23 protein-coding genes are annotated in these 26021 nt (G+C 65.0%); 16 read left to right on the forward strand and 7 right to left on the reverse strand.

Translation table 11 applies throughout. The annotated features are described in order from the left end of the window. Positions 1-39 precede the first annotated feature (39 nt). The 5 genes from JQ566_RS06165 (at position 40) to JQ566_RS06185 (ending at position 4997) form a co-directional block, all read left to right on the forward strand. Entirely contained in the window at positions 40-1260 is a 1221-nt protein-coding gene (locus JQ566_RS06165) for an ABC transporter substrate-binding protein (RefSeq protein ID WP_212371001.1), read from the forward strand. 82 nt (positions 1261-1342) lie between these two features. Next, positions 1343-2206: a branched-chain amino acid ABC transporter permease gene (locus JQ566_RS06170; protein ID WP_212371003.1), complete on the forward strand. Its 864-nt coding sequence runs from the start codon at positions 1343-1345 to the stop codon at positions 2204-2206. Between the two features lies 1 nt (position 2207). Next, on the forward strand, positions 2208-3176 hold the full coding sequence (locus JQ566_RS06175; protein WP_212371005.1) for a branched-chain amino acid ABC transporter permease: 969 nt from the start codon (positions 2208-2210) through the stop codon (positions 3174-3176). Between the two features lie 157 nt (positions 3177-3333). Beyond that, the gene (locus JQ566_RS06180) at positions 3334-3978 is read left to right on the forward strand and encodes a DUF47 domain-containing protein (RefSeq protein ID WP_212371007.1); all 645 of its coding nucleotides are present in this window, start codon (positions 3334-3336) and stop codon (positions 3976-3978) included. A gap of 14 nt (positions 3979-3992) precedes the next feature. Beyond that, positions 3993-4997 carry an inorganic phosphate transporter gene (locus JQ566_RS06185; RefSeq protein ID WP_212371009.1) on the forward strand — a complete coding sequence of 335 codons (1005 nt, stop codon included), beginning with the start codon at positions 3993-3995 and terminating at the stop codon, positions 4995-4997. On the opposite strand, the gene sugE is transcribed toward JQ566_RS06185, so the two are convergent. After that, positions 4990-5304, reverse strand: coding sequence for a quaternary ammonium compound efflux SMR transporter SugE (gene sugE / locus JQ566_RS06190; RefSeq protein ID WP_212371011.1), 315 nt, complete (start codon positions 5302-5304; stop codon positions 4990-4992). The two genes, JQ566_RS06185 and sugE, sit on opposite strands and share 8 nt — an antisense overlap. 187 nt (positions 5305-5491) lie before the next feature. Here sugE and JQ566_RS06195 point away from each other — a divergent pair, with 187 nt between their 5' ends. Both JQ566_RS06195 and JQ566_RS06200 read left to right on the forward strand, forming a co-directional pair. Beyond that, positions 5492-7114, forward strand: coding sequence for a peptide chain release factor 3 (locus tag JQ566_RS06195; protein ID WP_212371013.1), 1623 nt, complete (start codon positions 5492-5494; stop codon positions 7112-7114). 213 nt (positions 7115-7327) lie between these two features. Further along, positions 7328-7906 carry a hypothetical protein gene (locus JQ566_RS06200; protein ID WP_212371015.1) on the forward strand — a complete coding sequence of 193 codons (579 nt, stop codon included), beginning with the start codon at positions 7328-7330 and terminating at the stop codon, positions 7904-7906. A 50-nt stretch (positions 7907-7956) separates the two neighbouring features. On the opposite strand, the gene JQ566_RS06205 is transcribed toward JQ566_RS06200, so the two are convergent. Further along, positions 7957-8913 carry a TIR domain-containing protein gene (locus tag JQ566_RS06205; RefSeq protein WP_212371017.1) on the reverse strand — a complete coding sequence of 319 codons (957 nt, stop codon included), beginning with the start codon at positions 8911-8913 and terminating at the stop codon, positions 7957-7959. A gap of 1 nt (position 8914) precedes the next feature. On the opposite strand from JQ566_RS06205, the gene JQ566_RS06210 reads away from it, so the two are divergent. The 7 genes from JQ566_RS06210 (at position 8915) to JQ566_RS06240 (ending at position 16206) form a co-directional block, all read left to right on the forward strand. After that, complete coding sequence (locus tag JQ566_RS06210; RefSeq protein WP_212371019.1) at positions 8915-9712, forward strand: queuosine precursor transporter; 798 nt, start codon at positions 8915-8917, stop codon at positions 9710-9712. A gap of 65 nt (positions 9713-9777) precedes the next feature. Continuing rightward, positions 9778-10362, forward strand: a complete 585-nt coding sequence (locus JQ566_RS06215) for an NnrU family protein (RefSeq protein WP_212371020.1) — start codon at positions 9778-9780, stop codon at positions 10360-10362. Between the two features lie 155 nt (positions 10363-10517). Then, complete coding sequence (locus JQ566_RS06220) at positions 10518-12110, forward strand: class I adenylate-forming enzyme family protein (RefSeq protein WP_212371022.1); 1593 nt, start codon at positions 10518-10520, stop codon at positions 12108-12110. Between the two features lie 169 nt (positions 12111-12279). Beyond that, positions 12280-12933 carry a tetratricopeptide repeat protein gene (locus JQ566_RS06225; protein WP_212371024.1) on the forward strand — a complete coding sequence of 218 codons (654 nt, stop codon included), beginning with the start codon at positions 12280-12282 and terminating at the stop codon, positions 12931-12933. Positions 12934-12965: 32 nt separating this feature from the next. Continuing rightward, positions 12966-13520 carry a hypothetical protein gene (locus JQ566_RS06230; protein WP_212371026.1) on the forward strand — a complete coding sequence of 185 codons (555 nt, stop codon included), beginning with the start codon at positions 12966-12968 and terminating at the stop codon, positions 13518-13520. 50 nt (positions 13521-13570) lie between these two features. Continuing rightward, positions 13571-14953, forward strand: a complete 1383-nt coding sequence (der, locus tag JQ566_RS06235) for a ribosome biogenesis GTPase Der (protein WP_212371028.1) — start codon at positions 13571-13573, stop codon at positions 14951-14953. Continuing rightward, on the forward strand, positions 14950-16206 hold the full coding sequence (locus JQ566_RS06240; RefSeq protein WP_212371030.1) for a TCR/Tet family MFS transporter: 1257 nt from the start codon (positions 14950-14952) through the stop codon (positions 16204-16206). The genes der and JQ566_RS06240 overlap by 4 nt, the downstream gene beginning before the upstream one ends. 117 nt (positions 16207-16323) lie before the next feature. Here the strand turns inward: JQ566_RS06240 and JQ566_RS06245 are convergent, their stop codons facing one another. From JQ566_RS06245 to radA, 5 genes are all read right to left on the reverse strand, one after another. Next, positions 16324-17550, reverse strand: coding sequence for an ABC transporter substrate-binding protein (locus JQ566_RS06245; RefSeq protein WP_212371032.1), 1227 nt, complete (start codon positions 17548-17550; stop codon positions 16324-16326). A gap of 379 nt (positions 17551-17929) precedes the next feature. Further along, positions 17930-18670 (reverse strand): SDR family NAD(P)-dependent oxidoreductase, encoded by a 741-nt coding sequence (locus tag JQ566_RS06250; RefSeq protein ID WP_212371034.1) that lies wholly within the window; start codon positions 18668-18670, stop codon positions 17930-17932. 141 nt (positions 18671-18811) lie between these two features. Then, complete coding sequence (purF, locus tag JQ566_RS06255) at positions 18812-20335, reverse strand: amidophosphoribosyltransferase (protein ID WP_212371036.1); 1524 nt, start codon at positions 20333-20335, stop codon at positions 18812-18814. A gap of 29 nt (positions 20336-20364) precedes the next feature. Beyond that, the gene (locus tag JQ566_RS06260) at positions 20365-20994 is read right to left on the reverse strand and encodes a CvpA family protein (RefSeq protein ID WP_158668178.1); all 630 of its coding nucleotides are present in this window, start codon (positions 20992-20994) and stop codon (positions 20365-20367) included. 167 nt (positions 20995-21161) lie between these two features. Beyond that, a complete protein-coding gene (gene radA / locus JQ566_RS06265) occupies positions 21162-22607 on the reverse strand; it encodes a DNA repair protein RadA (protein WP_212371038.1) in 1446 nt (481 codons plus the stop codon). 197 nt (positions 22608-22804) lie between these two features. On the opposite strand from radA, the gene JQ566_RS06270 reads away from it, so the two are divergent. After that, a complete protein-coding gene (locus tag JQ566_RS06270) occupies positions 22805-23953 on the forward strand; it encodes an ABC transporter substrate-binding protein (RefSeq protein WP_212371040.1) in 1149 nt (382 codons plus the stop codon). Next, positions 23953-26019 (forward strand): putative bifunctional diguanylate cyclase/phosphodiesterase, encoded by a 2067-nt coding sequence (locus JQ566_RS06275; protein WP_212371042.1) that lies wholly within the window; start codon positions 23953-23955, stop codon positions 26017-26019. The genes JQ566_RS06270 and JQ566_RS06275 overlap by 1 nt, the downstream gene beginning before the upstream one ends. Positions 26020-26021 lie beyond the last annotated feature (2 nt).

Raw genomic sequence — 26021 nt, forward strand, 5'->3', positions numbered from 1 at the left:
TTACGTACAATAACTGCTGAAGGAATATTGGAGCGGATCATGAAGCATAGCATTTCGGCCATGTTGCTTGGCACGGCGTTGGCCTTGGGCGCGGCGGGCGGCGCGGCCGCGCAGGACAAGAACGTCAAGATCGGCGTGCTAACGGACAATTCGGGACTGTATGCCGACCTCGGCGGTCCCGGCTCGACCGTGGCGGCGCAGATGGCGATCGAAGATTCCGGGCTCGCGGCCAAGGGCTGGAAGCTGGACCTGATCTCCGCGGACCACCAGAACAAGCCCGACATCGGCAGCACGATTGCGCGGCAGTGGATCGACGTCGAGAAGGTCGACATCTTCATGGACGTGCTGAACTCAGGCGTCGCGCTGGCGGTCAACAATATCGTCAAGGAGAAGAACTCGATCCTGATCGATACGGGCGCGGCGACCTCGGACCTCACCAACGCGCAGTGCTCGCCGAACACGATTCACTGGGTCTACGACACCTACATGCTGGCCAACAGCACCGGGCAGGCGCTGGTGAAGGCCGGCGGCGACACCTGGTACTTCCTGACCGCCGACTACGCCTTCGGCCATGCGCTTGAGCGCGACACCGCCGCGGTCGTGGTCAAGTCGGGCGGCAAGGTGATCGGCACCGTCAGGCACCCGCTCAACACCGCCGACTTCTCCTCCTTCCTGCTCCAGGCGCAGGCCTCGAAGGCCAAGATCGTGGGCATGGCGAATGCCGGCGGCGACACCACCAACACGATCAAGCAAGCGGCGGAGTTCGGCATCGTCTCGGGCGGCCAGAAGCTCGCGGGGCTCCTGCTGTTCATCACCGACGTCCATGCGCTCGGATTGAAGGTGGCCCAGGGACTGAACTTCACCGAGACCTTCTACTGGGACCTGAATGACGGCACTCGCGCCTTCTCCAAGCGCTTTTCCGAGCGCATGAAGAACAAGGCGATGCCTTCGATGGTGCAGGCCGGCGTCTATTCGGGCCTGCTCCACTATTTCAAGGCGCTCGAGGCGATGGGCGGCAACCCGCATGACGGGGCCAAGGTGGTCGCCAAGATGAAGGAGATGCCGACGGACGATCCGCTGTTCGGCAAGGGAACGATCCGCGTGGACGGTCGCAAGCTTCATCCCGCCTATCTGTTCGAGGTCAAGAAGCCCGAGGAATCCAAGGGGCCCTGGGACTATTACAAGCTGGTCGGCACGACGGCTGCGGATCAGGCGTTCCGGCCGCTGTCCGAGAGCGTCTGTCCGCTTGTGAAGAAGTAGTAACGGTGACGATGCGGGCCGGCGCGCAAACGGCGCCGGCTTGCTCTTGAGGAACGACGAAAAGGGACCGGGTGCGGGATCGATGCAGGCTCTCTACGCTCAGCTACTGGTGGGACTGATTAACGGCTCGTTCTACGCGCTGCTCAGTCTCGGGCTTGCCGTGATCTTCGGCATGCTCAACATCATCAATTTCGCCCATGGCGCGCTCTACATGATGGGCGCCTTCGTCGCCTATTTCCTGCTCAACCTCGGCGGCATCAATTACTGGTGGGCCTTGCTGCTGGCTCCCATCATCGTCGGTATCTTCGGCATGATCCTGGAACGGACCATGCTGCAGTGGCTGACGGGGCTCGACCATCTCTATGGTTTGCTGCTGACCTTCGGCATCGCGCTGATCGTGCAGGGCCTGTTCCAGAACTACTTCGGCTCCTCGGGCCTGCCTTACGCCATTCCGGATCAGCTCAGGGGCGGCATGAATCTCGGCTTCATGTTCCTGCCCGTCTATCGCGGCTGGGTCGTCGTGTTCTCGCTGGTGGTGTGTCTTGCCACCTGGTTCCTGATCGAGAAGACGCAGCTCGGCGCTTACCTGCGCGCCGCCACCGAAAATCCGACGCTGGTCCGTGCCTTCGGCATCAATGTGCCGCGCATGATCACGCTGACCTACGGCCTCGGTGTCGGCCTTGCGGCGCTCGCCGGCGTGCTCTCGGCGCCGATCAACCAGGTGCGGCCGCTGATGGGCGCGGACCTCATCATCGTCGTGTTCGCGGTGGTGGTGATCGGCGGCATGGGATCGATCATGGGCTCCATCATCACCGGCTTCGCGCTCGGCGTGATCGAGGGCCTGACCAAATATTTCTACCCCGAGGCCTCCAACACCGTCGTGTTCGTGCTGATGGTGCTGGTGCTGCTGGTGAAGCCGACGGGATTGACGGGAAGGGCGGCCTGAGATGACAACCCTGACGGACGATACGCTGCCTGCAACCCCGCGCGCGATGCGCGACGAGATGATCGTATTCGCAGTGATGGCGCTGCTGTTGGCGTCGGTCCCGTTCACGGGAGTCTATCCGTTCTTCGTGATGCAGGCGCTGTGCTTTGCGCTGCTCGCCTGCGCCTTCAATCTTCTGATCGGCTATGGCGGCCTGTTGTCGTTCGGCCATGCGATGTTCTTGGGGACAGCCGGCTATTGCAGCGCGCATGCGCTGAAGGTGTGGGGGCTGCCGCCGGAGCTCGGCATTCTCGTCGGCATCGCCGCGGCTTTCGTGCTCTCGATCGTCACCGGCTACATCTCGATCCGTCGCCAGGGCATCTATTTCTCGATGATCACGCTGGCGCTGTCGCAGCTCTTGTACTTCATCTATCTCCAGGCCCCGTTCACCCATGGTGAGGACGGCATCCAGGGCATCCCGCAGGGACACATGTTCGGCGTCCTCGACCTCTCCAAGCCGACGGTCCTGTATTACGTCGTGCTGGTCGGCTTCCTCGCCGGCTTCCTGCTGATCTTCCGCATCATCAACTCGCCGTTCGGTGAGGTGCTGAAGGCGATCCGCGAGAACGAGCCGCGGGCAATCTCGCTCGGTTACCGCACCGACCAGTACAAATTCCTGGCGTTCGTTCTGTCGGGGACGCTGGCCGGCTTTGCCGGCGCGCTGAAAGTGTTCGTGGCGCAGAACGCCTCGCTCACCGACGTGCACTGGTCGATGTCGGGCGAGGTCGTGCTGATGACGCTGGTCGGCGGTCTCGGCACCATTTTCGGCCCCGTGGTCGGCGCCTTCGTGATCATCGCCATGCAGCAATATCTGGCGAGCTTCGGCCAGTGGGTGACGGTGATCCAGGGCGCGATCTTCGTGATCTGCGTGCTCACCTTCCGCCGCGGCGTCATCGGCGAAATCGCGCATTACTTCCGGCGATCGCTCTAAGTAGCTGATTTGAAATCGGTTTACCGGTCGCTTGAAAGTGGTGGATGATCCGGCTCCGCGGGCGTGAGATGACACGCGCGCGGATCGAAAATGGTCTATGACAGTTTTGTGACGGCCCTGACGGGGCCTGGCCATTTCCAACCGGTAGCCTATCCCCATGATGCGATGGTTTCGTGCGTTCCTGCCCAAGGAAGAACGGTTCTTCGACCTGTTCGACCGGCATGCCCAGACGGTGATCCAGGGCGCGATCGCGCTCCAGGGCATGCTCAATGGGGGCGAGGAGACGCCGGTCTATTGCCAGCGCGTCAACCAGTTCGAGAACGATGCCGACAACATCACCCGTGAGGTGCTGACGGCGGTGCGCCGCACCTTCATCACCCCGTTCGACCGCGGCGACATCAAGAACCTGATTACCTCGCTGGACGATGCCATCGACCAGATGCAGCAGACGGCCAAGGCCGTGATGCTGTTCGAGGTTCGCAGCTTCGAACCTCCCATGCGCGAGATCGGCGGGCTCCTGATCGAATGCGCCAATCTGGTCGGCCGCGCACTGCCGTTGATGCAATCGATCGGCCCGAACGTCGCCATGCTGTCCGCCATCACCGAAGAGCTCGGCAAGCTGGAGGGCCGGGTCGACGATCTCCACGACATCGGCCTGAAGGAGCTGTTCCTCAAGCATCGCGAGGGCAATGCGATGGACTTCATCGTCGGCGTCGAGATCTACGACCACCTCGAGAAGGTGGCCGATCGCTTCGACGACGTCGCGAACGAGATCAACAGCATCGTCATTGAGCAAGTTTAGGGCAGGGCCGCGCCGTGGATGCTGCGTTGGGTCTTCCCGTCCTGGTCGGCTTGATCGCCGTCGCCCTGCTGTTCGATTTCCTGAACGGCCTGCACGACGCCGCCAATTCGATCGCGACCATCGTCTCGACCCGCGTGCTGCGGCCGCAATTCGCGGTGTTCTGGGCCGCCTTTTTCAATTTCATCGCCTTCCTGGTGTTCGGGCTGCATGTCGCCCAGACCATCGGCACCGGCATCATCGATCCCGCGGTCGTCGACGCCCAGGTGATCTTCGCAGCGCTCGTCGGCGCCATCGTCTGGAACCTCGTGACCTGGGCGCTCGGCATCCCGTCCTCGTCCTCGCACGCGCTGATCGGCGGGCTGGTCGGCGGCGGCATGGCCAAGGCGGGGATCTCGGCCGCGGTGTGGAGCGGACTGTCCAAGACGGTGCTGGCGATCGTGCTGTCGCCGCTGGTCGGCTTCCTGCTCGCAATGATGCTGGTGGCGATCGTGTCCTGGGCCTCGGTGCGCTCGACGCCATTCGCGGTCGATCGCGCCTTCCGCATCCTGCAATTCGCCTCCGCCTCGCTTTATTCGCTCGGCCATGGCGGCAACGACGCGCAGAAGACCATGGGCATCATCGCGGTGCTGCTCTATTCGCAAGGCCATCTCGGCAGCGACTTCTCGGTACCGTTCTGGGTCGTGCTGTCCTGCCAGGCGGCGATGGCGCTGGGCACGCTGATGGGCGGCTGGCGCATCGTCCGCACCATGGGCCTGCGCATCACGAAATTGACGCCGATGCAGGGCTTTTGCGCCGAGACGGGGGGCGCCGCGACCCTGTTCATGGCGACCTATCTCGGGGTTCCCGTCTCGACCACCCACACCATCACCGGTGCCATCGTCGGCGTCGGCGCCGCCCGCCGCGTCTCGGCAGTCCGCTGGAACGTCGCCAGCTCGATCGTCTATGCCTGGGTGATCACGATCCCGGCCTCGGCCATCGTCGCGGCGCTGACCTGGTGGGTGGTCCAGGTCGTCAGGTAACCAGCTTCAGCCCGGCAATCCCGGCGACGATCAGGGCGATGCTGGCAAGGCGGAAGGCCGTTGCCGGCTCGCCGAACAGGAAGATGCCGAGCGTCGCGGTGCCGACCGCGCCGATGCCGGTCCAGACCGCATAGGCGGTTCCGACGGGAAGTGATTTGAGCGCAAGCCCGAGCAGGATGACGCTGCCGGCCATGGCCGCCAGCGTGATCGCGGACGGAACAAGCCTGGTGAAGCCCTCGGTGTATTTCAAGCCGATCGCCCAGGTGATCTCGAGAAGACCGGCGACAAACAGGATGCTCCAGGCCACGACGACCCTCCATTCCAGGCAGGGTCGTCCCCGCGGCTAATGTGCTGATGGACGGGGAGGCCGTCCTCCCCAAGACTGATATATCCATACTGATATATCCATGGGCCGATATGGGGCTGGCCGAAGGGCTCCGCAATCGCCAAATGAGGCTTGATCAGGCCCGTTTTCCCTGCCACACGCTCCCGCCATGTCCGACATCGCCACCACCACAGCCGAATCGCCGGCCCGTTCCCCGCTTGCCGCTGAAGTGGCGCGGCGGCGGACCTTTGCGATCATCTCCCATCCTGACGCCGGCAAGACCACGCTGACCGAAAAGCTGCTGCTGTTCGGCGGCGCCATCAACCTTGCCGGCCAGGTCAAGGCCAAGGGTGAGCGGCGCAACACCCGCTCCGACTGGATGAAGATCGAGCGTGAGCGCGGCATCTCGGTCGTGACCTCGGTGATGACCTTCGAGTTCGAGGGCCTCGTGTTCAACCTGCTGGACACGCCGGGCCACGAGGACTTTTCGGAAGACACCTATCGCACGCTGACGGCGGTCGATTCCGCCGTGATGGTGATCGACGCCGCCAAGGGCATCGAGGCGCGCACCCGAAAACTGTTCGAGGTGTGCCGCCTGCGCGACATCCCGATCATCACCTTCATCAACAAGATGGACCGCGAGAGCCGCGACGTGTTCGAGCTGCTCGACGAGATCGAGAAGACGCTGGCGCTCGACACCACGCCGATGACCTGGCCGGTCGGCCGCGGCCGCGACTTCCTCGGCACCTACGACGTCGTCAATGGCGGCGTGCGCCTGCTCGAAGGCGGCGGCGCCAAGACCGGCGCGGCGCAGCAGATCGAGATCGAAGAGCTCGCCAAGCTCAACGCCAATCTCGACGTCTCTGCCGTGAAGGACGAGCTGGAGCTCGTCACCGAAGCGTCAAAGCCGTTCGAGCTCGAAGCGTTCCGCGAAGGCCATCTGACGCCGGTTTATTTCGGCAGCGCGCTGCGCAATTTCGGCGTCGGCGACCTCCTGGAAGGCCTCGGCAAGTTCGCACCCGAGCCGCGCGCGCAGGACAGCGACCAGCGCAAGGTCGAGGCCACCGATCCCCGCATGAGCGCCTTCGTGTTCAAGATCCAGGCCAACATGGATCCGAACCACCGCGACCGCATCGCCTTCGCGCGGCTGTGCTCCGGCAAGCTCAGCCGCGGCATGAAGGCCAAGCTGGTACGCACCGGCAAGAGCATGCCGCTGTCGAGCCCGCAGTTCTTCTTCGCGCAGGACCGGTCGGTCGCGGACGAAGCCTTTGCCGGCGACGTCGTCGGCATTCCCAACCACGGCACGCTGCGCATCGGCGATACGCTGACCGAGGGCGAGGATTTCAATTTCGTCGGCGTGCCGAGCTTTGCGCCGGAAATCGTCCGCCGCGTCCGTCTGACCGACGCGATGAAGGCGAAGAAGCTGAAGGAAGCTCTTCAGCAGATGTCGGAAGAGGGCGTGGTACAGGTATTCCGCCCGCGCGATGGCGCGCCGGCGCTGGTCGGTGTGGTCGGCGCGCTCCAGCTCGACGTGCTCAAGGCGCGGCTGGAGGCGGAATATTCGCTCCCGGTCGAGTTCGAGGTCAGCGAATTCCAGCTGGCGCGCTGGGTCTCCTCGGAGGACCGCAAGAAGCTCGACACCTTCATCGCCGCCAATACCTCCAGCATCGCGGACGATGTGGACGGCGATCCCGTGTATCTCGCCAGGAACGAGTTCTACCTCGGCTACACCAGGGAGCGCGCCGAGGGCATCGAGTTCACCAACGTCAAGGACGTCAAGAAGAAGGGGTAGGGGCGCTTGCTCCGCCCATCGCTGCGCGGGCCATGCACTCCGCTGCGCAAGCACACCCTCCGCTGTCATGCCCCGGCTTGACCGGGGCATCCAGGGCGCCCGGTCAAGCCGGGCGACGACAGTGTGCCTGAACGCGAGCACGTGAACGCCGCAGGCTTGACGTTGTTGGAGGCAATGCCACCTTCAACTCGTGTGACCCTGCGAGCTCGCATCATGTGGCGCGGCATTCTCGTTCTCGTCCTGCTGGCAATATCAACCGTCGCCGCCGACGCGCGGCTCCGGCAGATCAATCCGATCCCGTTCTCGCACGAGCCGTGCAGCGTGCTCGACGGCCGGCCCTGCACGCCGTCTTATTGCAGCCCGCTCGAGCCCGGTCCCTGTATTCCCGAGATCGATTACCCCTACGGCCAGAACCTCCAGCTCACGATCGAAAGCGTGCCGCCCGACGCCGACCGCGCCAAATACCGGAAGCCAGATCACGATCTTGACACGATCGGCGATCTCTTTGCCGAGCTGCGCAGCTGCTGGTCGCCGCCATCGAACAATGCGCGTGAGGGCATGCAGATGTCGGTGCGCTTCAGCCTCAACAAGGCGGGTGGCCTGATCGGCCCGCCGCGCCTCACATACGCGACCGCGGGCGTGCCGGCCGATACCCGTACGACCTATCTCAACGCCATCAACGCATCGCTGAACGCATGTCTGCCGCTGAAGTTCACCAGCGGCCTTGGCAGCGCGCTGGCGGGCAGGCCGATCGCGATCCGCTATGTCGACAATCGGCAATCCCCGAACTGAGCCAGTTATCGCGTTCAGCCCGAGCGGTTCAATCACCGTGAGAGGTATTCTCAGTTCAGTAATTTCCAGTTGCTTAGCTTGCGCACGATCGTGGCTTCAATGTCGTCGATCTGATCGAATTCCTCATAGGTGACCCCATGGAGATCCGATGGCAGCTTCAGTGGTTTCTTCAGCAGGATGGCCACCCGGTCGAACGCGCGGAATTTGGCGAAGAGCATCCCCATTTCGAAGATGACATTCTCGCGCGCGCGCGCCGTGAGTTCATCGTCGGTTTGTCCCAAACGCCCCACGTCGTCGGGAGTGGCAAGGATAAAGCCTGCCTTGCACGTTCGGATCAGTTCCTCCAGCGCCGACAGGATCATCGCTGCATTCTTGTCTTCCCGCAGCAGCACCTTCGGATTGACCCTGTTGTCGCGCAAGATCGACTCCAGTTTCTGCCGGCTCCTGTCGTCCCGTCCATGCACGATGAAGACGTTGCGGTCGAGCTGAAGCTCCGGATGCGGCGTATGCAAGGCCAGCGCTAGAATATCGGTGTAAGCCTCAAGAACGCGCTGATCCTCGGGTGAGAACGCCTTGTCCGGGATGTTATTGTGGAAGCAAGCCACTCCAAATGGGTTGCGGCCACGTCCTAATTTGATCGGGAAGCAGACCATGTTCTGGATCGGGCTATCGCCAAACAACTCGCCGCTTTGTGCATGCGGAAAGATGGTCGGTGTACCCGTGCGGAAGCAATTGCCCGCGATGGTTCCGAAGTAGCCTAGCTGGGTGGGAAACTTGGCCCGTGCACGAGAATCCAGTAATCTCTCGCGAAACAGGAAGTCGTCCTCGTTGAAGAGGACCAGCCTCTCCATTTTGGGATGGTCGATCAGGACCGATCCCGCATCGGCTGCCGGGCTGATCGCAATCGCCGTCTGCAGGAATTCCACGATGATCGCCTCCTGCGAGCGGCCGTGGGAGGCACGAAGAAAATCCAGTATTCTCGGGTCGAAACTGATTTTGTCGGCCATAATGAACCGTCCAATCCATCTGCCAATTTATCTGCAATGCCTGGATCATATTCCGCCGGATACCGAATTCAACAACAAGTTGTCTTTCTGGGTTTTGGCTCGTAGCCTTGACCTATCAACGCCAGACCGCCCCGGGGGCCGTGAGCCGATGGATGCCAGGATCAGCTATTTCCTATTTCTGCTCACACTCCATTCCTCGCTGCTGATCACCAGCACGATCGCGGGCTCGAAGCTGTTCGCGCTGCCTTTCGGCCTGGACGCCAGCGCGACCGTCTTCAGCTATCTGCTGACATTCATCATTCTCGACACGATCGCCGAATTGTTCGGCAGGGAGTATTCCAGGCGGGTGATCAATCTCGGCCTGCTCAGCATGGCCTTGTCCGCCGCCTATTTCGAGTTTGCCGCCTATCTTCCGGCAGCTTCGGGCTGGCAACACCAGCAGGATTTCGAAACGGTCGTCAGCTCTTCGGTTCGCATCTGGATCGGAGGCTGGATCGCCTACATGGTCAGTCAGCACTTCGATCTGTCGTTCTTCCTCCTGCTGCGCGAGACGGCGTTCGGCAGGAGGTCCGTGGTGTTGTCGGCCTGGCTCAGCCTGATGCTGGCCCAGCTGCTGGACACCGCGATATTCGTGTCGATCGCGTTCTACGGGACCGGCGTCGTCCTGCCGACGATCGTTGGTCAGTACCTGATCAAGCTGCTCTTCTCCACGGTTGCCGCGCCTCTGGTGAAGTTGAGCATCTCGATGGGACGGGACTGGATCGAAGCCCGCAGCGGAAAGCTGGCTGAGAAGGACTGATGCATTGCGCTTCGCAGGGTGAAGATGATACCTGATGGAGCACGGGTCTTACGCAAGGGGATGTCGTGGGTCTGCTGGTCATGGTCCTGGGGCTGGTGCTGTTCTTCGCGGCCCATACTTTCACGACGAAACGCGAGGCGCGCGCGCAGGCGATCGCGAAGCTGGGCGAGGGGACCTACAAGCTCCTCTACTCGGTGGTTTCGCTTGCGGGGCTGGCGCTGATCATCTGGGGCTTTGCCCACTATCGCAGCTCCGGCTGGATCGACGTCTGGTATCCGCCGAAGGCGATGAAGCACATCACGGTCGCGCTGATGCTGCCCGCGGTGATCCTGGTGGTCGCCTCGTATTTGCGCGGCCGCATCTACGCGACGTTGAAGCATCCGATGCTGGCCGGCATCAAGCTGTGGGCGGCGGCGCATCTCTTGGCCAATGGCGATCTCGGCTCCATCATCCTGTTCGGCTCGTTCCTGGGCTGGGCGATCTATGACCGGATTTCGCTTAAAGCTCGCACCGACGCCGGCGGCCCGCCGATTCCGGTCGGCGGCGTCACCAACGATCTGATCGCAGTCGCAGTCGGGGTCGTTGCCTATCTGGCGCTGGCCTTTGCGTTCCATCCGGTGGTGATCGGTGTTCCCGTCGTGGGCGTGTAGCGCATGATCCGGACCCGAAGGGCCGCGCCAGCGCAAAGTGTTGAGCGGTTTTCCGACAAGATCATGCGCCAAAGCTAAGGACAGCCGATCAGCGCAAGACAGCTCCGCCTGCGCATGCGCGAAAGCTGACAAAGCAACAAGCTCAGGGCATTCCGATGAACTGGTCGCAATCTCAGATTCCGCCGATGCGGCTCGAGGCGCGCTTTGGCGATCGGGTGGTGCCGGCGTTCTGCGACCGGCCGACGAGTCTCTGGGCGATGATCGCCAATGCCTGCGCCCGCAATCCCGACGGTGAAGCGCTGATCGCAGGCAAAATCCGCCTGAGCTGGCGGCAGGCCGTGGAGCAGGCCGCACGGATTGCAGCGGGATTTCGCAAGCTCGGCTTGCAGCGCGGCGACCGCGTCGCCATCCTGCTCGGCAACCGTATTGAATTTCCGCTGCTGCTGTTTGCCGCCGCGCATGAAGGGCTGGTGACGGTGCTGCTCAGCACGCGCCAGCAGAAGCCGGAAATCGCTTATGTGCTGACCGATTGCGGCGCCAAGATCCTGATCCACGAAGCCGGGCTCGCCGAGCGGCTGCCCGATGCGCAGGATGTGCCCGATGTGATCCACCGCATTGCCATCGACGATGATCGGGCTCTGTCGCGTTTCGCGGTGCTCGCCGACAACCCGCTGGCTTTGGCGCCGGTCGAGACCGGCGAGGAGGACACTGCGATGATCCTCTACACCTCGGGGACGACAGGCAAGCCGAAGGGCGCGATGCTGGCCCATTGCAACATCGTGCATTCCTCGATGGTCTTCGTGTCCTGCCTGCAATTGACGCAAACCGACCGCTCGATCGCGGCGGTGCCGCTCGGCCATGTCACCGGCGTCGTCGCCAACATCACGACGATGATCCGCTGCGGCGGTGCGCTGATCATCATGCCGGAGTTCAAGGCGGCCGATTACATCAAGCTCGCCGCGCGCGAGCGCGTCACCTACACCGTGATGGTGCCGGCGATGTACAATCTCTGCCTGCTGCAGCCGGATTTCGACCGCTACGATCTGTCGAGCTGGCGCATCGGCGGCTTTGGCGGCGCGCCGATGCCGGTTGCCACCATCGAGAAGCTCAAGGCGAAGATTCCGGGCCTGAAGCTGATGAACTGCTACGGCGCGACCGAGACGACGTCGCCCTCGACCATCATGCCGGGCGAGCTGACCGAGAGCCACATCGACAGCGTGGGCCTGCCGTGCCCCGGCGCGCGCATCGTCGCGATGGGGACGGACGGGCGCGAGCTGCCCCGGGGCGAGATCGGCGAGCTCTGGATCCAGAGCGCCTCCATCATCAAGGGTTACTGGAATAACCCCCAAGCCACGGCCGAAAGCTTCACCGGTGGGTTCTGGCACTCCGGCGACCTCGGCTCGGTCGACGCGGAGGGGTTTGTCCGCGTGTTCGACCGGCAAAAGGACATGATCAATCGTGGCGGCCTGAAGATCTATTCGGCCGAGGTCGAATCCGTGCTGGCCGGCCATCCCGCGGTGATCGAGAGCGCGATCGTCGCCAGGGCCTGCCCGGTGCTCGGTGAGCGCGTCCACGCCGTGGTAGTGGCGCGCACACCCGTTGCCGACGCCGACTTGCGCGCCTGGTGCGCCGAGCGGCTGTCCGACTACAAGGTCCCCGAGACCATGACGGTCACATCGGAGCCGCTGCCGCGCAATGCCAACGGCAAGGTGCTGAAACGGCAGCTGCGGGAGCGCCCGGGAACCTGAGCCGGGCAGGCGGTTCTCCGGGCCTTTGCCGGGTGGTTAACGCCTTGATCGGGCTCGCTTTGCCTTGCCACCGCCATATCGTTAGGGTACCTCGCCGCCACACGGGGGACGGGATTCCTGACGCGAACGCCTTGGCGCGCGCACGCGGATGGACATGGGATTGGCATAAGTGTCTGAATTATTTGACGAAGTCAACGAGGAAGTACGTCGCGAACAGCTCAAGAAGCTGTGGGACAAGTATTCGATCTACTTCATCGCCCTGATGGTGCTGATCGTCGCCGCCGTCGGTGGCTGGCGCGCCAACCAGTATTTCGAGGCCCAGAAGGCCGCCGAGGCCGGCGCAGTCTTCGAGAAGGCCGTCGAGCTGTCCGAGCAGGCCAAGCACGAGGACGCCGAGAGGGCCTTCACCGAGCTCGCCGCCAAGGCGCCGTCCGGCTATCGCACCCTGGCGCGGCTGCGTGCTGCGGCCGAGGCCGCGAGCCGCGACCCCAAGGCCGCCGCGAAGATGTATGACGACATTGCCGCCGATCGCAGCATCGGCGGCGAGTGGCATGATCTGGCGAAGATCCGTGCCGCCGGCCTGCTGCTCGACAGCGCCAGCTACGCCGACATGCAGCAGCGGCTGGAAGCCTCCGCGGCACCGAAATCGACCTTCCGCCACAGCGCTCGCGAGATGCTGGCGCTGTCGGCCTGGCGTAACAACGACATGACCGCAGCCCGCAAATGGCTCGACGCGATCGACGGTGACGGCGAAACGCCGCCCGGCCTGCGCTCGCGCGCCGAGGCGCTCCAGGCGCTGCTGCCGCCCGTCGCCAAGAGCTGACGACGGCCCTCTGACTTGAGACGAGACACAAGATGCGCCGCACGCCACGCTTGATCGCAGCCGCCGTCCTGATCGCCTTCACGGGCGTCCTGGGCGGCTGCTCCAGCTTCGATCCAAGCGACATGCTCGACTTCCTCGACACCAAGAAGAAGCTGCCGGGTGACCGCAAGCCGGTGTTCCCGGAGGGCGTGCCGGGCCTCGAGCAGGGCGTGCCGAAGGAGCTGTACAAGGGCGCTCAGCAGCAGCCCGATCCGAACGCGCCCGCCGTCGCGGCTCTGCCCGCGGAGCCTCCGCCCGAGCCGGCAAAGCCGGCGAAGGGAGCCAAGGCGACGAAGTCCAGGCAGCCCGCCGCCACGGCGGCCGCGCCGGCCGAAGCGCCCGCCGGAGAAGTCGACGGCGAGGCCCAGCCGGAGGCCGCGCCGGCAACGGCTGCGCCGCCGCCCAAGCACAAGATCGTCCGCAAGCGCACCACCGCGCCGCCGCCGGATCAGCCCGTCCAGCAGGCGCAACCAACCCAGGCCCCGCAGCAGCAGCAGTCGCAGAGCGCCTTCCCCGCACCGCTGCCGAGCGGCAGCTTCTCGCGCTGATATTCCTCATTGCATTGACAGGCGCAGCCCCGGCAGCGCACGAATGACCGATGTCCTTCACGATCGCCATCATCGGCCGGCCCAATGTCGGCAAATCGACGCTGTTCAACCGCCTGGTCGGACAGAAGCTCGCGCTCGTCGATGACCTGCCGGGCGTCACCCGCGACCGCCGCGAAGGCGAGGCCAGGCTCGGCGACCTCCAGTTCACCATCATCGATACCGCCGGCCTCGACGAGGGCGCCAGGGGCTCGCTGACCGCGCGCATGCAGGAGCAGACCGAGACCGCGATCGCGCAGGCCGACGCGCTGTTCTTCGTCGTCGACGCCCGTATTGGTCTCACGCCCACCGATCGCGCCTTCGCCGATTTCGCCCGCAAGGCCAACAAGCCGGTGCTGCTCATCGCCAACAAGAGCGAGGGCAAGCATGGCGATGCCGGCGCGATGGAAGCATTCGCGCTCGGCCTCGGCGATCCCATCCAGATCTCGGCCGAGCATGGCGAGGGCATGGGCGAGCTCTACGATGCGCTCGCCCAGCTGATGCCGGAGCCGGTCGACGAAGACGAGATCGAGGACGACGAGCCGCTCTCGGAGGAAGAGGCCGCGACGCGCCCGATCCGGGTCGCCATCGTTGGCCGGCCCAACGCCGGCAAGTCGACGCTGATCAACCACCTGCTCGGCGAGGAGCGGTTGCTGACCAGCCCGGAGGCCGGCACCACGCGCGATTCCATCGCGGTCGAGATCAACTGGAAGGGCCGCGATTTCCGCGTGTTCGACACCGCCGGCCTGCGCCGGCGCTCGCGCATCGAGGAGAAGCTGGAAAAGCTCTCGGTCGCCGATGCGCTGCGCGCGGTGCGCTTTGCCGAAGTCGTCGTGCTGATGATGGATTCGCAGAACCGCTTCGAGGAGCAGGATCTGCGCATCGCCGATCTGATCGAGCGCGAGGGAAGGGCGGTCGTCCTTGCCGTCAACAAATGGGACCTGATGGAGACCAAGGGCGGCGGCGCGATCTCGGGCCTGCGCCGCGATGCCGATCACTGGCTGCCGCAGGTCAAGGGCGTGCCCATCGTCGCCGTCTCGGGCCTGATGGGTGAGGGCATCGACCGCCTGATGCAGGCGATCCAGGACGCCTACGCGATCTGGAACAGGCGCGTGCCGACGGCCGCGCTCAATCGCTGGTTCGAGCAGGCGGTCCAGGCCAACCCGCCGCCGGCGGTATCCGGCCGCAGGCTGAAGCTGAACTACATCACGCAGAACAAGGCGCGCCCACCGAGCTTCGTGCTGTTCTGCTCGCGCGCGGATGCGGTGCCGCAGTCTTACTTGCGCTACCTCACCAATTCCATGCGCGAGACGTTCGAGCTGCCGGGCACGCCGGTGCGCATCGCCTTGCGCGAGAAGGCCAATCCCTTCGCGCACAAGCGTAAGCGGCCGTCGTGAGCGACGGCGCCGGCGAGGCGCTAGCGGCAAGTGCTGCGCCGCCCCGGCGCGGCGCGGTCGCCTTCATCTTCGTCACCATCCTGCTCGACATGATCGCGCTCGGCGTGATCATGCCGGTCCTGCCGAAGCTGATCGAGAGTTTCGTCGACAACGACACCGCGCATGCGGCGCGCATCTTCGGCCTGTTCGGCACCGCCTGGGCCTTGATGCAGTTCGTTTTCTCGCCCGTCCTCGGCGCGCTGTCCGACCGCTTCGGACGGCGGCCGGTGGTGCTGCTGTCGAATTTCGGGCTCGCGGCCGACTACGTGCTGATGGCGCTGGCGCCGTCGCTGGTCTGGCTGTTCATCGGCCGCGTGATCTCCGGCATCACCTCGGCCAGCATCTCGACCGCCTTTGCCTATATCGCCGACGTCACGCCGCCGGAGCGGCGCGCGGCGATCTTCGGCAGGATTGGTGCGGCCTTCGGTGCCGGCTTCATCCTAGGCCCGGCGCTCGGCGGCCTGCTCGGCGATATCGATCCGCGCCTGCCGTTCTGGGCCTCGGCGGCCCTGAGCTTGGCCAATGCGCTCTATGGGCTCTTCGTCCTGCCGGAGTCGCTCGCGCCCGACAAGCGCGCGCCGTTCCGCTGGAAGAGTGCCAATCCGATCGGGGCGCTGCACCTGTTGCGATCCAATGCGGTGCTCGCCGCATTGTCGGTCGTCAACTTCATCGCGCAGGTCGCGCATGTCGTGCTGCCTTCGACCTTCGTGCTCTATGCGACCTATCGCTACGGCTGGGATTCCAAGACCGTGGGCCTGACGCTGGCCATGGTCGGCATTTGCGCCATGGTGGTGCAGGGGCTTGCGATCGGGCCGATCGTGCGCGCGCTCGGCGAGCGGAACGCGTTGTTGATGGGCCTGTGCTGCGGCGCGCTCGGCTTCGTGGTGTTGGGCGCTGCGCCGACCGGACCGCTATCCTGGCTCGGCATTCCCATTCTGGCGCTGTGGGGCATCTCGGGCGCCGCCTCGCAATCGCTGATGACGCGGCTGGTCGCGCCCGATCAGCAGGGCCAGTTGCAGGGCGCGACCGCGAGCGTGCAGAGCGTCTCGCAGCTCGTCGGCCCGTTCCTGTTCACGCTGACGTTTTCCTATTTCATCGGCGCCGGCGCGCCGCTGCATCTGCCCGGCGCGCCGTTCCTGCTCGCCGCGGTGCTGATGGTGGTGTGCGTGGCAATCGCGGTGCGGTCGCTGGGGGCGACGAAGACGGTCTCGTAGGGTGGGCAAAGGCGCGCTCTTCGCGCGCCGTGCCCACCGCTGCTTCGTCAATTTGCGGAGAGAAGGTGGGCACGGCGCTTGGGCGCCTTTGCCCACCCTACGAAAGCGTTGGCTGGTTTACTTCTTCACCAGCGGGCAGTCGCTGTCCTTGAGCGGCTTGGCCGCATCTTCCGGCGCGATGGTGGCGACCAGCTTGTAATAATCCCACGGTCCCTTCGACTCTTCGGGCTTCTTCACCTCGAACAGATAGGCCGGGATGAGGCGGCGCCCGTCCTGGCGCAGCGGGCCCTTGCCGAACAGCGGATCGTCGGTCGGCAGCTCCTTCATCTTGGCGACGACCTTGGCGCCGTCATGCGGATTGCTGCCGAGCGCGTCCATCGCCTTCAGGTAATGCAGGATCTCGGCATAGAGGCCCGCGACCGTCATCGACGGCATCGCGCCCTTGGGCGAGACCTTCTGGAAGCGCTTCGACCATTCGCGGGTCTGGTCGTTGAGGTCCCAATAGAAGGACTCGGTGAAGGTCAGGCCCTGCGCGGTCTTCAAGCCGAGCGAGTGCACGTCGTTGATGAACAGCAGCAGCGCGGCGAGCTTCTGACCGCCGGAGACGATGCCGAACTCGGCGGCCTGCTTGATCGCGTTGGTGGTGTCGCCGCCCGCATTGGCAAGGCCGATCACCTTGGCCTTGGAGGACTGCGCCTGCAGCAGGAAGGACGAGAAATCGGACGTGTTCAGCGGATGCTTGACACCGCCGAGCACCTTGCCGCCGGTGGCGGTGACGACGTTGCTGGTGTCACGCTCCAACGCGTGGCCGAAGGCGTAGTCCGCAGTGAGGAAGAACCAGCTGTCACCGCCCGCCTTGGTCAGCGCCTTGCCGGTGCCGTTGGCGAGCATGTAGGTGTCGTAGGTGAAGGAGACGGTGTTGGGCGTGCAGGCCTTGCCGGTGAGGTCGGCGGTGGCCGCACCCGAATTGAGCAGCACCGCGTTCTTTTCCTTGACGAGGTTGCTCGCCGCGAGCGCAACGCCGGAGCTCGGCGTGTCGGCGATGGCGTCGACCTTGTCGGCGTCGATCCATTGCCGGGCGATGTTGACGCCGATATCGGGCTTGTTCTGGTGATCGCCGGAGAGGACCTCGATGGTCCAGCCCTTGGCCTTCAGGCCGGAATCCTCGACTGCCATTTTCACCGCCGCGACCGAGTTCGGACCGCCGATGTCGGCATAGAGACTCGACATGTCGTTGAGCACGCCGATCTTGACGGTCTTGTCCTGCGCGTAGGCGGATGTTGCAAAACCAAAGGCAGCGCAGGCCAGAAGGGCCGCGGAGCGGCGTGCGAACGTCGTCGTCATGAAAGTTTCCTCCATTGTCAAATATGCGGACGGCCCTCTTGCGGAGCCTCGTTCCGGTTGATGGCTCTAGCCTGTCCCACGGCCGGCGGCAATGCACCTAAAGCCGGGTGGCGCTGCGTCCTAGAGCATGATCCGGAAAAGTGTGAAGCGGCTTTCCGAAAAGATCATGCTCAAACAATAACCTAAAGCGCGATGACTATTCGTCGCAATCTCATCGCGCTTTAGCGTCATCCGACGGTTAACTATTGGGCAAGATGCGTTGAGACGCTATTTGAGCGCGTCGGATGTCAGCTTGAATTTCTGGATGCGCTTTCCGGTGTCGACCTCGGTGGTATAGGCATTACCCCCGGCGTCAATCGCGGCGAGGCAATCGAGTCAATCAGGCCGGCGCGCGGAAGCTCATCAAGGTGCGGGACTTGTAGTCGTAGAACTTGCCGGTCTCGGTCCAGTCGGGCGCGCACAGCGGCACGATGAATTCGGCGACCTGCTCGGGCGTGTCGAGCGTTGCAGGATCCTCGCCCGGCATCAGAGTGGCGCGCATGCGGGTGCGGACCGGGCCGGGATTGAACAGGTTGACGCGCAGTGGCGTGTTCGCGGTCTCCTGCGCCCAGGCGCGCGCCAGCGTTTCCAGCGCGGCCTTGGAGGCCGCATAGGGGCTGACATAGGCGGTGGCCTTGTTGGCGGCGCCCGAGGTGATGAACACGGCGCGCCCCGCATCGGACTGCTTCAGCAGCGGCTCCATGCAGCGGATCAGCTGGAAATTCGCGGAGACGTTGACGGCCATCACGTCGTTGAAGGTTTTCAGCTCGATATGGCCGATCGGTGAGGAAGGGCCGAGCACGCCGGCATTGCCGACCAGGATGTCGAGCTTGCCGTAGCGCTCGTGCAGGCCGGCGCCCAGCCGCGCGATGCCGTCGGAATCGGTGAGGTTGAGCGGCACCAAGGTGGCGCTGCCGCCGTCCTTGCGGATCTCGTCATCGAGCTCTTCCAGCCCGCCTTGCGTGCGCGCCACTGCAACGATGTGCGCGCCGGCCTTTGCCAGCGCGCGTGCCGTGGCGAATCCGATGCCGCGTGAGGCGCCGGTGACGAGAGCGATGCGGTTGGCGAGGGGTTTTGTCATCGTCGAATACTTCCGTCATGCCCGGGCTCGTCCCGGGCATCCACGTTCTTTGCGGCGGGTATTACAGACGTGGATGGCCGGGACAAGCCCGGCCATGACGAAAAGGGACTCTGATGAGCCCCCCCCGGGGACGATCCGCCGTCAGCTCGCCTCCGCCAGCAGCGACAATTGCCGCGGCTGCGGCTCGGTCTGGGTCTGGTCGGTGAGGTGGGTCGGATAGGCCCCGGTGAAGCAGTGGTCCGAGAATTTCGGATTGGCGGGGTCGCGGCCGGGCTCGCCCATGGCGCGGTACATGCCGTCGATCGACAGGAAGGCGAGCGAGTCGGCGCCGATGATCTCGCGCATCTCCTCCAGCGAATGCGTCGCTGCGAGAAGACCGCCGCGGTCGGGCAGGTCGATGCCGTAATAATCAGGGTAGAGGATCGGCGGCGAAGCGAGGCGGAAGTGGACTTCCTTGGCGCCCGCATCGCGCATCATGCGCACGATCTTCTTCGAGGTGGTGCCGCGCACCAGCGAGTCGTCGATGAGGATGATGCGCTTGCCTTCGATCGCGGCACGGTTGGCCGAGTGCTTCATGCGCACGCCGGATTCGCGGATCGCCTGCGTCGGCTGGATGAAGGTGCGGCCGACATAATGGTTGCGGATGATGCCGAGCTCGAACGGCACGCCGGAATGCTGGCTGTAGCCGACCGCGGCCGGCACGCCGGAATCCGGCACCGGCACCACGACGTCGATCGGCACGTGGCTCTCGCGCGCGAGCTGCGCACCGAAGGCCTTGCGCACCTCGTAGACCGAACGGCCGTGGACGATGGAATCCGGCCGCGAGAAGTAGATGTATTCGAAGATGCAGGGACGCGGCGCCATCGGCGGGAACGGCTTGTGGATGTCCTGGCCGTTCTCGTCGAACACGATGACCTCGCCGGGCTCGATGTCGCGCACGAAACGCGCGCCGATGATGTCGAGCGCGCAGGTTTCCGAGGTCAGGATCGGGCAGCCGTCGAGCTCGCCGAGCACCAGCGGGCGGATGCCGCGCGGATCGCGCGCGCCGACCAGCTTCTTGTTGGTCAGCGAGACCAGCGCATAGGCGCCCTCGATCTCGCGCAGCGCGTCGATATAGCGCTCGATGAAGCGGGCGCGCTTGGAGCGTGCGACCAGGTGCAGGATCACCTCGGTGTCGGTGGTCGACTGCATCATCGCGCCATGCCTCACGAGCTCGCGGCGCAGCGTCAGGCCGTTGGTGAGGTTGCCGTTATGCGCGACTGCGAGGCCGCCGGCATTGAGCTCGGCGAACAACGGCTGCACGTTGCGCAGGATGGTGGCGCCGGTGGTGGAATAGCGGACATGGCCGACCGCCACGCTGCCTGGCAGGCGGTCGATCACCTCGCGGCGGGAGAAGGTATCGCCGACGAGGCCGAGGCGGCGTTCGGAATGGAAGCGGTTGCCGTCGTAGGAGACGATGCCGGCGGCTTCCTGGCCGCGGTGCTGGAGGGCGTGAAGGCCGAGCGCGGTGATGGCCGCCGCATCAGGGTGACCGTAGATGCCGAAGACGCCGCATTCCTCGCGCAACGTATCGCCTTCCAGATCGTCCTGAAGCTCCAGCGCGGCCGGTCCCCCGCCGGCGTTTGGATCGAGATCAAGTTGGGCGTCCTGGTCAGGGTGTCGCATCTCGTCCGCGCCTCTCTTTTGGGGCTCTATCAACGCGCCGCAGGTTTCTCGATCAGCTTCTTCATGCCGTCACGAGCAGATTTACTGTATCCGTCGCCGCTGCCCGAAGGCTGCTGCTCGGATTCAGCTTGATCATCATCTGGTTTGTTTTTCTTGAATCTCTTCAAGATGGTGTTCTCGGGGTCGTCAGGCAAGAGGGCCATCAGCCAATCGCCGGTTCCCTGGAGCACGACGCGGGACTTGGCCCCCGTGACCCAGTCCGGGCGTTGCTTGTCCGGCACCAGCCAGGTGAAGAACAGGAAGGCGACCACGACGATCAAAAGCCCGCGAGCCAGCCCGAACAGGAAGCCGAGGGTGCGATCCAGCGCGCCGATCCGCGAATCCAGGATCATGTCGGAGATCCGGACCGTGATGACGGAGACCACGACCAGGGTGCCGACGAACACGCCGGCCACCACCACGACGCTCGCGACCGTGTCGTTGTTGAAATAGGTCTTGGCGGTCGGCAGCAGCTTCGAGAAGGAATACAGCGTCACGATCGCCGCCGCGCCCCAGGCCGCGATCGACAGGATTTCGCGCATGAAGCCGCGGACCATGGCGAGCAGGCCCGAGATCAGCATCACACCGAGCAGGATCAGGTCGAGGAGTGTAACTGGCATCGGCTGGTCTGGTCCGCTCGTACTGTCAAAGGCGCTCAGCGAATCGGTGTTTGGCCGCCGCCCTAAAAGAAGGGCAGACGGCGTTCCCGGCAAGGCCGCAACCACGCAATCCCATGCTGCTTTTGTGACGGCTGTATAGCGGCGAGGGCCTCCGGCGTCACCTCCGCCTAGCCCTCTCCACGGCGGAATCTTGCCGGTGTGGCATTTTTCTCTGCCGGCGGGCTCGATTCGCCCCGGCGGGAGCCGCGGGCGGCGATCTCGGCGACCAATGTCGTCAGGCTGTTCACCGCGTTGAGCGACAATCCGGCATCGCCGCCGGGCTCGCCCCGTGCCGATTCGGGCAGCACGGCGCGCTGAAAGCCCAGTTTTGCCGCTTCCTTCAGCCGGGCCGGGGTCTGCGCCACCGGGCGCACCACGCCTGAGAGCGAGATCTCGCCGAAATAGACGCCATCCGTCGGTAACTGCGCATTAACCAGGGAGGACACCAGCGCCGCGGCAACGGCGAGGTCGGCCGCGGGCTCGTGGATGCGCAGGCCGCCTGCGACGTTCAGGTAGACGTCGTGGCCGGACAGCTTGACCCCGCAATGGGCCTCCAGCACCGCCAGCACCATCGAGAGCCGGCTCGGATCCCAGCCGACCACGGCCCGGCGCGGGGTGCCGAGCGAGGTCGGGGCCACCAGCGCCTGCAATTCGACCAGAACGGGCCTTGTGCCTTCGATGCCCGCAAAGACTGCGGTGCCCGGCGTGCCGAGATCGCGCTCGGACAGGAACAGCTCGGAGGGGTTGGTGACCTCGCGCAGGCCAAGGCCCGTCATCTCGAACACGCCGATCTCGTCGGTCGGGCCGAAGCGGTTCTTCACGGCGCGCAGGATGCGGAATTGCTGCGAGCCTTCGCCTTCGAACGACATCACCGCGTCGACCATGTGCTCGACCACGCGGGGACCTGCGATCTGGCCGTCCTTGGTGACGTGGCCGACCAGGATGATGGCCGCGCCCGTCTTCTTGGCAAAGCGGATCAGCGCCTGGGCCGAGGCGCGCACCTGCGTCACCGTGCCGGGCGCCGATTCCACCGTGTCGGTCCACATGGTCTGGATCGAGTCGATCACGATCAGCCGGGGCACTGCGCCCTCCGACAGCGTCGAGACGATGTCCTCGACCGAGGTCTCGGCGGCGAGCTGCACCGGTGCGTCCGACAGGCCGAGCCGCTCGGCGCGCAGCCGCACCTGGGCGACCGCCTCTTCGCCGGAGATGTAGACGACGCGGTGGCCGGCGCGCGCCAGCAGGCTGGTCGCCTGCGTCAGCAGCGTCGACTTGCCGATACCGGGATCGCCGCCGACCAGCAGCACCGAGCCGCGGACGAAGCCGCCGCCGGTGACGCGGTCGAGCTCGGTCATCCCCGAGGACAGGCGCGGCGCATCCGGGCTCTTGCCGGAAAGACTCTCCAGCGCAAACGTCCGTCCCTTGCGCTTGGAGCGGATCGACACCGGCACGCTCCCGCTGGTGTCTTCTTCCGCGAGCGTATTCCACTCGCCGCAGGACTCGCACTTGCCCTGCCAGCGGTTATAGGCGGCGCCGCAGTTCTGGCAGACGAAGGAAAGCGTGGATTTGGCCATTGAGGACAGCGAGTCGCGGGTTTCAGATGTGCTGATAGCACGGAATGGCGCCCCTGACCGCCGGCGCTTCGATGATCTCAGTTCGGCACGGTAGATATACGTTTCATTAGCTCTGTGCCGCTGTGCCCGCGTGGATTTTGCCAAATCTTAGCGGACGCGGGTCCACCCTCGGAACCAATGGGGGACGGCGAAGAGAAATGACGAGATTCCTGCGAATATTGCTCGCTGCGGGCATGGCCTGCGGCGTTTTCGCGTCCGCCGGCCGTAGCCTTGCCAAGCCCCTCGATATCGTCTTCGTCAATCCCGGCAAGACCGGCGAGGTCTTTTGGGACATGGTCGCGCAGAGCATGCAGGCCGCCGGCCGCAAGCTCGACGCGCATGTCGAGGTGCTGACCAGCGAGCGCAATTACCGCACCATGCAGGAGCTCGGCTTCCGCGTGGTGGCACGTCCCGACAAGCCCGATTTCCTCATCCTGTCGAACGAGGAGTCCGCCGCCGTCCCGATCCTGGAGGCGGCCGAGGCTGCGGGCGTCAAGACCCTGCTGCTCTCGAACACGCTGATCGGCGAGGATGCGGCGCGTCTCGGGCCGCCGCGTCAAAAGCTCAAGACCTGGCTCGGCGACATCACGACCGATCTTCAGACCGCCGGCGCGCGGATGGCCAATGCGCTGATCGGGGTGGCGCGTGCCGAGAAATGGCAGAGCCCCGACGGCAAGATCCACATTCTCGGCATCGGCGGCGACGAGATCACGCCCGCTTCGATCGCCCGCAACGCCGGTCTCAAGCTGGCCATGGATGCCGCGCCAGACGTCGTGGTGGACCGGTTGCTGTTCGCCAATTGGACGCAGTCGGAGGCCGAGCGGGTCACCGCGAACTACCTGGGCTGGGCTTCTCGCAAGGGGATCCGGCCTGCCGGCATCTGGGCCGGAAACGATCCGATGGCGCTCGGCGCGCTGCGCGCGGCGATCGCTGCCGGCCTCGTGCCCGGTCGGGACATCCAGGTGGTGGGTCTGAACTGGTCCGAGGACGCGCTGCGCGAGATCAAGGCGGGTCGTCTGCTCCTGACCGACGGTGGGCATTTCCTGCTCGGCGGCTGGTCGATTGTTCTCCTGCGCGACTATGCCGATGGCTGCGATTTCGCAGCCGTTTCGCCCCGCGTCGAGGTCAAGACGTCGGCGATCACGCGCGACAATCTCGCTTCGGTCGGCGACCTCATCAGGGCGCGCGCGTTCGACCGGATCGACTTTACGCGGTTCCGGGCGAAGGCCGATCGCTGCGGACAATATGATTTCTCCCTCAATGCGCTCGTCTCGTCGCTGCCGCTTGCCGAAGGCGTCGCGGACTGATGCGCAAGGATGAAGCGATGACCGATCCGGATCGCAACCAGCAGGCAGCGCCACCGCGCTTGCGCTCGGTCGTCCACGCGATGATCTGGGCCACCGTGCCCGTTCTGCTCTTGGTGCAGCTGCTCGCCTCCGCCGGCGTCGAGGCATCGAGCTTCTGGTCGCAGGTCAGGCAGCTCGACGCCCGCATGGCCCGCGTCGCCGAGAGCCGGGCCGAGCTGATCGCCGAGCCGCTCTGGAAGATGCGCTACGACCAGGTCACGGGCGTGCTCAACGAGATCATGCACGACGAGACCATCGCGGCGGCGGCCGTCTACGACGATACCGGTGCCGCCATTGCCCGCGTGGTCGCGCGGCCCGAAGGCCAGTCGGTTGCGGAGGTCTCGCGCCCGATCCACTACAGCAACGGCAACATGGCCGTTCAGGCCGGCCGCATCGCCATCGCCTATTCCCGCTCGACGCTGTACGCGGATGCGGGCAGCCGCCTGGTGCTGCTGCTGGTCGTCGGCCTGCTCGCGACGTTTGCGACCCTGATCGCCATGCGCATCTCCGCCAACATCTTCATCGGCAGGCCGCTCGCGGCCATGATGTCGGCGATCCAGCGCAGTAAGCAGGACGGCCGCGCCTATCCGGCGGACGTCACGTCCTCGAACGAATTCGGTCAGCTCGCGCGCGCCTTCAACGCCATGCAGCACACGACGTCGGGCGCGCTGGACCGGCTCGGGCACATGGCGACGCACGATCCGCTCACCGGGCTGCCGAACCGGCGTTCCCTGACTGAGCGCCTGGCCGTGGCAAGCCGGGACGGGGGCTCGCCGGACACGCTGGTCGCGTTCTGCTTCATCGATCTCGACGACTTCAAGGGCATCAACGACACTTTCGGTCATGAGGCCGGCGACGCGTTCCTGGTTCAGATTTCGCAGCGTCTTCGTCGCGCGGTCGAAGCGGAGGACTGGGTTGCCCGGCTCGGCGGCGACGAGTTCGTCGTCATTCGTCCCGAGGTGAGCCACGAACAGGCCGCGCACGCATTCGCACAGCAGGTGCTCGACGTCATTTCCGAACCGATCCGGCTTCACGACAAGCAGGTGGTGCCGCGCGCCAGCATCGGCCTTGCCGTGCGCCACGCCGACGATCCGGAGCTGTCGCATCTGCCGACGCTCGCCGACATCGCGCTCTATCATGCCAAGAGCAAGGCGCCCGGCACGGTCGCCGTGCTGGACGAAGCGCTTCAGCGCGACTATCGCCGCCGCAGGGATCTCGAGCTCGCCATTCCCACCGGCTTTGCCGAGGGGCAGTTCGAGGTCTGGTACCAGAGCCAGGTCGATCTCGAAAGCCACGAGGTCATCGGCCTGGAAGCGCTGATCCGCTGGCGCCATCCCGACCATGGCGTGATCGGCCCCGGCGAATTCCTGCCGCTGATCGAGCGCAGCGGCAACAATGCGCGGCTCACCCGTTACGTGCTGACCGATGCCTGCTGGGCCTTGCAGCGGTTGGCCGCCGCCGGCAGGGCTGATATCAGGATCGCGATCAATCTGCCGCCGTCCGAACTTGCCGACCATTCGCTCGCCGCCGAGCTGCGCGCGACCTGTGCGCGCTTCGGTGTCGCGGCATCGATGCTCGAGCTCGAGATCACCGAGGGATCGCTGATCAACAACATCGCCAGCGCGTCCGAGACGTTGCATCGCCTGCGGCGCCTGGGGGCCACGATCGCGCTCGACGATTTCGGCACCGGCTACAGCTCGCTCGCGCATCTCAGGCGCTTCCCGCTCGACAAGGTCAAGATCGACAAGGCGTTCATCAACGAGATTCCCGATAGCGCCGAAGACAAGGCCATCGTCGGCGTCATCGCATCGCTCGCCGGCACGCTGGGGCTGACCCTGGTCGCAGAAGGCATCGAGCGCGCCGAGCAGGCCGAGGCCATGCGCGAGATGGGCGTGACGCTTGGGCAGGGGTTCCTCTACCACCGGCCGCAGCCGTTCGAGGCCGTGCTGCAATGGCTCGACGGGCAGGCGGCGGCGAGCCGCGTCGTCACCGACAGCCCTTCGATCACCCCGGAATTCACCGTCTGAGC

It is taken from the genome of Bradyrhizobium sp. SZCCT0231, assembly GCF_018130245.1.
GTDB classification, from domain to species: domain Bacteria; phylum Pseudomonadota; class Alphaproteobacteria; order Rhizobiales; family Xanthobacteraceae; genus Bradyrhizobium; species Bradyrhizobium japonicum_F.